The organism is Bradyrhizobium sp., assembly GCF_049691595.1.
In the GTDB taxonomy this organism is placed as follows: Bacteria; Pseudomonadota; Alphaproteobacteria; order Rhizobiales; family Xanthobacteraceae; genus Bradyrhizobium.
On sequence record NZ_JBAVNZ010000096.1, the window covers coordinates 1 to 5,684 of the forward strand.

Here is a 5,684-nt window from a genome sequence, read left to right on the forward strand (position 1 = left end):
CCGCATGGACGCCCCGTCCGCGCATCAGTCTTTCGAGCCGGTCAAGCAATGCTGCACCGACACCCTGTCCGGCAAATTCGGGAGCCGTGTACAGCCCTTCGAGGAAGTCGCCGCGAATGGCGCCCCATCCAGCCACCCGGCTATCCCGCTCGGCGATCCATATCTCCAGTTCACGAAGCTTTCGCTCCATTCCGGAGGGCGCGAGCTGCCTCGCCCACGCCTCGGCCTCTGCGACGGACATTGCCGGCGGCGCCAGCTCAAGGATCGATCTTCGCCGCACTTCGAAGAGAAGTGTCGCGTCATCGAGCGTGGCCAGGCGATGAACAGCGCCATCCATGTGGAAATGTAATCCAACGGTCAGGCGTGAGACACGCGCGGATATTCCAGCGGATCGTGACTTTACTAGATGGTGACCTGCGTGCCGACCTCGACCACCCGGCCGGTCGGAATCTGGAAATAGTCGGTGGCATCGTTGGAGTTGCGGCTCAGCGCAATGAACAGCAGGTCCTGCCAGCGCGGCATCCCGGAATGGGCGGCCGGCTTCAAGGCGCGCCGCGACAGGAAAAACGAGGTCGACATGATGTCGAACTGCCAGCCGAGCTTGCGGGCGATCGCCAGCGTTTTCGGGACGTTCGGCGACTCCATGAATCCAAACCGCAGTATCACCTTGGAGAAGGTCGCGCTGAGCTGTTCCATCCGTACCCGCTCGGCCGGATCGACCCGCGGGGTCTGCGCAATCTCGATGGTGAGAATGACATTCTTCTCATGCAGCACCTTGTAGTGCTTCAGGCTGTGCATGAGCGCCGTCGGCGCGCTGGCGGGATCGCTGGTGAGAAACACCGCGGTGCCCGGAACCCGCTGCGGCGGCCGTTTTTCCAGCATCGCCACCAGTTCGGTCAGCGGGAATTCCAGCTTGCGCGATTTCTCGAACAACAGCCGGCTGCCGCGCCGCCACGTGTACATCAGGAGCATCACGACCGCGCCGAGCGCCAGCGGCACCCAGCCGCCCTCGAACACTTTCAACAGGTTGGCCGCGAGGAAGATGAGGTCGAGAAACAGGAACGGCGCGATCAGCGCCCCCGCGGCGATCGGCGACCATCGCCAGACCCGCCAGATCACGACAAAGCCCATCATCGCCGTGACCACCATGGTCCCGGTCACGGAAATGCCGTAGGCCGACGCCAGCGCGCTGGATGAGCGAAACAGCAGCACCAGCAGCATCACCGCGATGAACAGCAGCCGGTTGATGCGCGGAATATAGATCTGGCCGGAATGCGTTTCCGAGGTATGGCGGATTTCCAGCCGCGGCATCAGGCCAAGCTGGATCGCCTGCCGCGTCAGCGAATAGGCGCCGGTGATGACGGCCTGGCTGGCAATCACGGTCGCCAAGGTGGCAAGCGCGACCATCGGAATCAACGCCCAATCCGGAAACATCAGGAAGAACGGGTTTTCGATTCCCTTCGGGTCGGCGATGATGAGCGCCCCCTGCCCCAGATAATTCAGCGCCAGCGACGGCAGTACGATGAACAGCCAGGCGGTCTGGATCGGCAGCTTGCCGAAATGTCCGAGGTCGGCGTAAAGCGCCTCGGCGCCGGTGACGGCGAGAAACACCGCACCGAGCGTAACGAACCCGATCATGCCGTGATGGATCATGAACGACACGGCATAGAGCGGGTTAAGCGCCAACAGGACTTCGGGGTGCCGCATGATCTGCGGCAGCGCCGCGATCGCGATGATCGCGAACCAGATGCACATGACAGGTCCGAAGAACGCGGCGACACGCGCGGTGCCGCGCGATTGAACGGCGAACAGCACGACCAGAATGATCACGGTGATCGGCACGACATAAGGCTCGAACGCCGAGGTCACGAGCTTGATGCCTTCGACCGCCGACAGCACCGACAGCGCCGGCGTGATGACCGCGTCGCCGTAGAACAGCGCGCCGCTGATGATGCCGAGCATGACGATGGTGCCCGCACCCCTGGTGACGGCGCGTTGCGCCAGCGCCATCAGCGCCAACGTCCCGCCCTCGCCATTATTGTCCGCGCGCAAAAGGATCAGCACATATTTCAGCGTCACCACGACGATCAGCGCCCACAGGATCAGGGAGAGAACACCGAGCACGGCCAGCTCGGTGACGCTGTCTGCTGTTCCGCCCGCGGCGACGATCGCTTCGCGCAGCGCGTAGAGCGGGCTGGTGCCGATGTCGCCATAGACGACGCCGATGCTGCCGAGCATCAGCGCCTTGAAGCCCGCCGTGGAATGCGTTTCCCCATGGCCATTGGCCGCCGGCGTTTCCGCCGCGGCGACCGCGCTCTCGGATGACATGGGAAAGCCCTCGATTGTTCACTGCACAATGCAGAGCGGCTGGCCTATACTCCCGCTCCCAATGCATAGGTTAGGCTGTATTCAGGCCTCCGGCATGCGCCAAATGCATGGCTCGAAACCCGCTGCGTGCCGATTCTCGTCTTTAAATCAAATAGTTACCTGCGTGCCGACCTCGACGACCCGCCCCGTCGGGATCTGGAAGTAGTCGGTGGCATCGTTGGCCGACCGGCTCATCGCAATGAACAGATGATCCTGCCATTTCGGCATGCCCGACTGCGCGGACGGTTTCAGCGAGCGGCGCGAGACGAAGAACGACGTCGCCATGATGTCGAACTGCCAGCCGAGCTTGCGCGCGATCACCAGCGCCTTCGGCACGTTCGGCGATTCCATGAAGCCGAACCGCAGCCGCACGGTGGCAAACTTGTCGCTGATGGTTTCCATGCGGACGCGCTCGGACGGATCGACGCGCGGCGTCTGCGCGGTCTCGATCGTCAGGATCACGTTGTTCTCGTGCAGCACCTTGTTGTGCTTGAGATTGTGCAACAGCGCGGTCGGCACGAAATTCGGGTCGCTGGTGAGAAAAACCGCGGTGCCCTTGACGATATGGGGCGGACGCTTTTCCAGGCTCTTGATCAGGTCCGTGAGCGGCACCTCGATGCGCCGGGTCTTTGCGGTCAGGATCGCCGCGCCGCGCCGCCAGGTCCAGATCATCACCGCCATCGCCGCGCCGAACATCAGCGGCACCCAGGCGCCTTCGAGCAGTTTCAGGAGATTTGCGCTGAAGAAGGTCATGTCGACGACGACGAACGGCAGAATGACCGCGGCCGCGGTCGCCGCGCGCCAGTTCCACAATTTCCAGATCACGACAAAACCCATGATCCCGTCGGCCACCATGGTGGTGGAAACGGCGATGCCGTAGGCCGAAGCCAGTCCGCTCGAGGTGCGGAACAGCACTACCAGCATCAGCACGCCGATCAGCAGCAGCCGGTTGACGCGCGGCAGATAGATCTGCCCGGCATGGGTCTCCGAGGTGTAGCGAACCTCGAAGCGCGGCAACAGGCCGAGCTGCACGGCCTGGCCCGTCAGCGAATAGGCGCCCGTGATCACCGACTGGCTCGCGATGACGGTGGCCGCGGTCGCGAGCGCCACCAGCGGCAGCAGCAGAACCTCAGGCACCATGCGGTAGAACGAATTCTCGATCGCGGCCGGATCCGACAGCACCAGCGCGCCCTGGCCGAAATAATTGACCAACAGCGAGGGCAACACGAAATAGAGCCAGCCGGCCTGGATCGGCTTGCGTCCGAAATGGCCGAGATCGGCATAGAGCGCCTCGCCGCCGGTCACGGCGAGAAAAACCGCACCGAGCGTCACCAATCCGATGGTGCCATGGGACAGCATGAACTCGACCGCGTACCAGGGATTGATCGCCGCCAGCACCGACGGGTCGTCGCTGATATGAACGAGACCCATCACCGCGAGCGTCGCGAACCAGACCACCATGACCGGCCCAAAGGCCGACGCGACGCGCGCGGTGCCGCTGCTCTGGACCGAGAACAGCACCACCAGAATGAAAACCGTCAGCGGCACCACATAATGTTCGAGCGCCGGTGCCGCGAGCTTGAGGCCTTCGACCGCTGACAACACCGAGATCGCCGGCGTGATCATGCTGTCGCCGATGAACATCGACGCCCCGAGCACGCCGAGCGCCAGCAACGGCCAGCTCTTTCGGCCGAGCGCGCGCTGACCCAGCGCCATCAGGGAAAGGGTGCCGCCCTCGCCGTTATTGTCGGCGCGCAGCAGCAAAAGCACGTATTTTGCCGTGACGACGATGAAAAGCGCCCACAGGATCAGCGACAGCACGCCGAGCACGATGGTCCGCGACACCGGCTGGCCTTGCGCCGCGCCGGCCACCGCCTCGCGAAACGCATACAAGGGTGACGTTCCGATATCGCCAAACACCACGCCGATGCTGCCCAGCGTCAGCGCCCAAAAACCCGAAGCGGCCGGCCCCTCATGAGCTTCGCTGGATGAGACGCTGACAGCCATGGCGGTGAAAGAGGCTCTCTCGGTTGACTTGATCCGGGGCGGCTATCGGCGCTTCCGCGTTGCCTGTCGATCGCCTGACCATAGCATCCCGGACGCCGCGCGAACCCCCGAGAAAGCGAATTTTCGCCCACGCGAACAGGTGGTAATATGGTAGCCTTGGTCCTACGGCTGCAGGCTTGGCGGCAGCGGCGGATCTTCGCGCATCAATGTGATGGTCACGCGACGGTTGGCTGGCAGCGAAGGATCGTCGGGAAACAGCGGCTGGCCATCGGCCTTGCCCGAGACGGCGAAGATGTGCGCCGCCGGCAGCCCCTCGCGCTCGAGGATCTGGCGCACCATGTTGGCGCGATCGGCCGAAAGGTCGAACGCGCCATAGTCGCTTCGCGCCGGCACGAATCCCGCGGCGGTGTGACCGACGATTGAAACCCTGAGCGGCGTCGCCTTCAGCGGGGCCGCGAGTTTCTGGATCAGCCGGCGGGTGCGCTCGTAGGGCACCTTGGAGCCGTCGGCGAACATCGACCGGCCGTCCTGATCGACGATTTCGAGATTGAGGCCCTGGCTGGTCTCCTCGAACATGATGTGCTTGGACATTTCGGTCAGCTCCGGCATGTCCTGCAATGCCTGCCGCAACGAGGCCGAGGCGAGCGCGAATTCACGATCGATCTTCAGGCGGGCGCCGGTGATCTGGCTCCGTTCCTGCTGATCGGGTGTCGGAGTGGCGGAGGATTCCTCCGGTGAGACATGATCGACGTTCTTCAGCTTCGGCCGCGTCGGCAAGCCGTCGGATTCGATGATGCCGGAATAGCGCACTTCGGTCTGCACGCCGAACGCTTCGCGTATCGAGCCGGCCGCGATCTTGAGCTTGTTGTTGTCCATGGTGGAGAAGGCGACGAGCATCACGAAGAAGCTCATCATCAGGCCCATGAGGTCGGCGAAAGTCACGAACCAGCCGTGCCCTCCGGTATGTGCATCGCCGCGTTTTTTCTTGGCCATCGCCTTGTTCCCGGTCCGCCTTCACCCGCCGGTCAGGCCGGGACCGGCTCGCCTTCTTCCTGGCGATGTTTTTCCGGCAAGTAAGCCAGCAGCATTTCCCGAACCAGCGCCGGGCTCTTGGAATCGCGGATCATCAGGATGCCGTCGATGATCAGCGTGCGGTTGGTTTCCTCGTCGAGCAGCTTGCCGTGCAGCTTGTCGGCGATCGGAAGGCAGAACAGGTTGGCGACCAGCGCGCCGTACAGCGTCGCCAGCAGCGCGGTCGCCATGAACGGACCCAGTTTGGAGGGGTCGGTCATGTTGGCGAACATCTGCAC

Annotated in this window: 5 protein-coding genes; all 5 read right to left on the reverse strand. The window is 63.5% G+C overall.

Features of this window, described 5'->3' with window-relative positions; translation table 11 throughout:
* A partial coding sequence (locus tag WCE35_RS04390) for an N-acetyltransferase family protein (RefSeq protein WP_424592118.1) occupies positions 1 to 337 on the reverse strand: 337 nt, incomplete at its 3' end.
* A gap of 65 nt (positions 338 to 402) precedes the next feature.
* On the reverse strand, positions 403 to 2,328 hold the full coding sequence (locus WCE35_RS04395) for a potassium transporter Kup (protein WP_424592119.1): 1,926 nt from the start codon (positions 2,326 to 2,328) through the stop codon (positions 403 to 405).
* 147 nt (positions 2,329 to 2,475) lie between these two features.
* The gene (locus WCE35_RS04400) at positions 2,476 to 4,374 is read right to left on the reverse strand and encodes a potassium transporter Kup (protein ID WP_424592120.1); all 1,899 of its coding nucleotides are present in this window, start codon (positions 4,372 to 4,374) and stop codon (positions 2,476 to 2,478) included.
* Positions 4,375 to 4,536: 162 nt separating this feature from the next.
* Positions 4,537 to 5,367, reverse strand: coding sequence for an OmpA/MotB family protein (locus tag WCE35_RS04405; protein ID WP_424592122.1), 831 nt, complete (start codon positions 5,365 to 5,367; stop codon positions 4,537 to 4,539).
* Between the two features lie 32 nt (positions 5,368 to 5,399).
* Positions 5,400 to 5,684, reverse strand: a 285-nt coding sequence (locus tag WCE35_RS04410; protein ID WP_424592123.1) for a motility protein A, incomplete at its 5' end; no start/stop codon positions are given.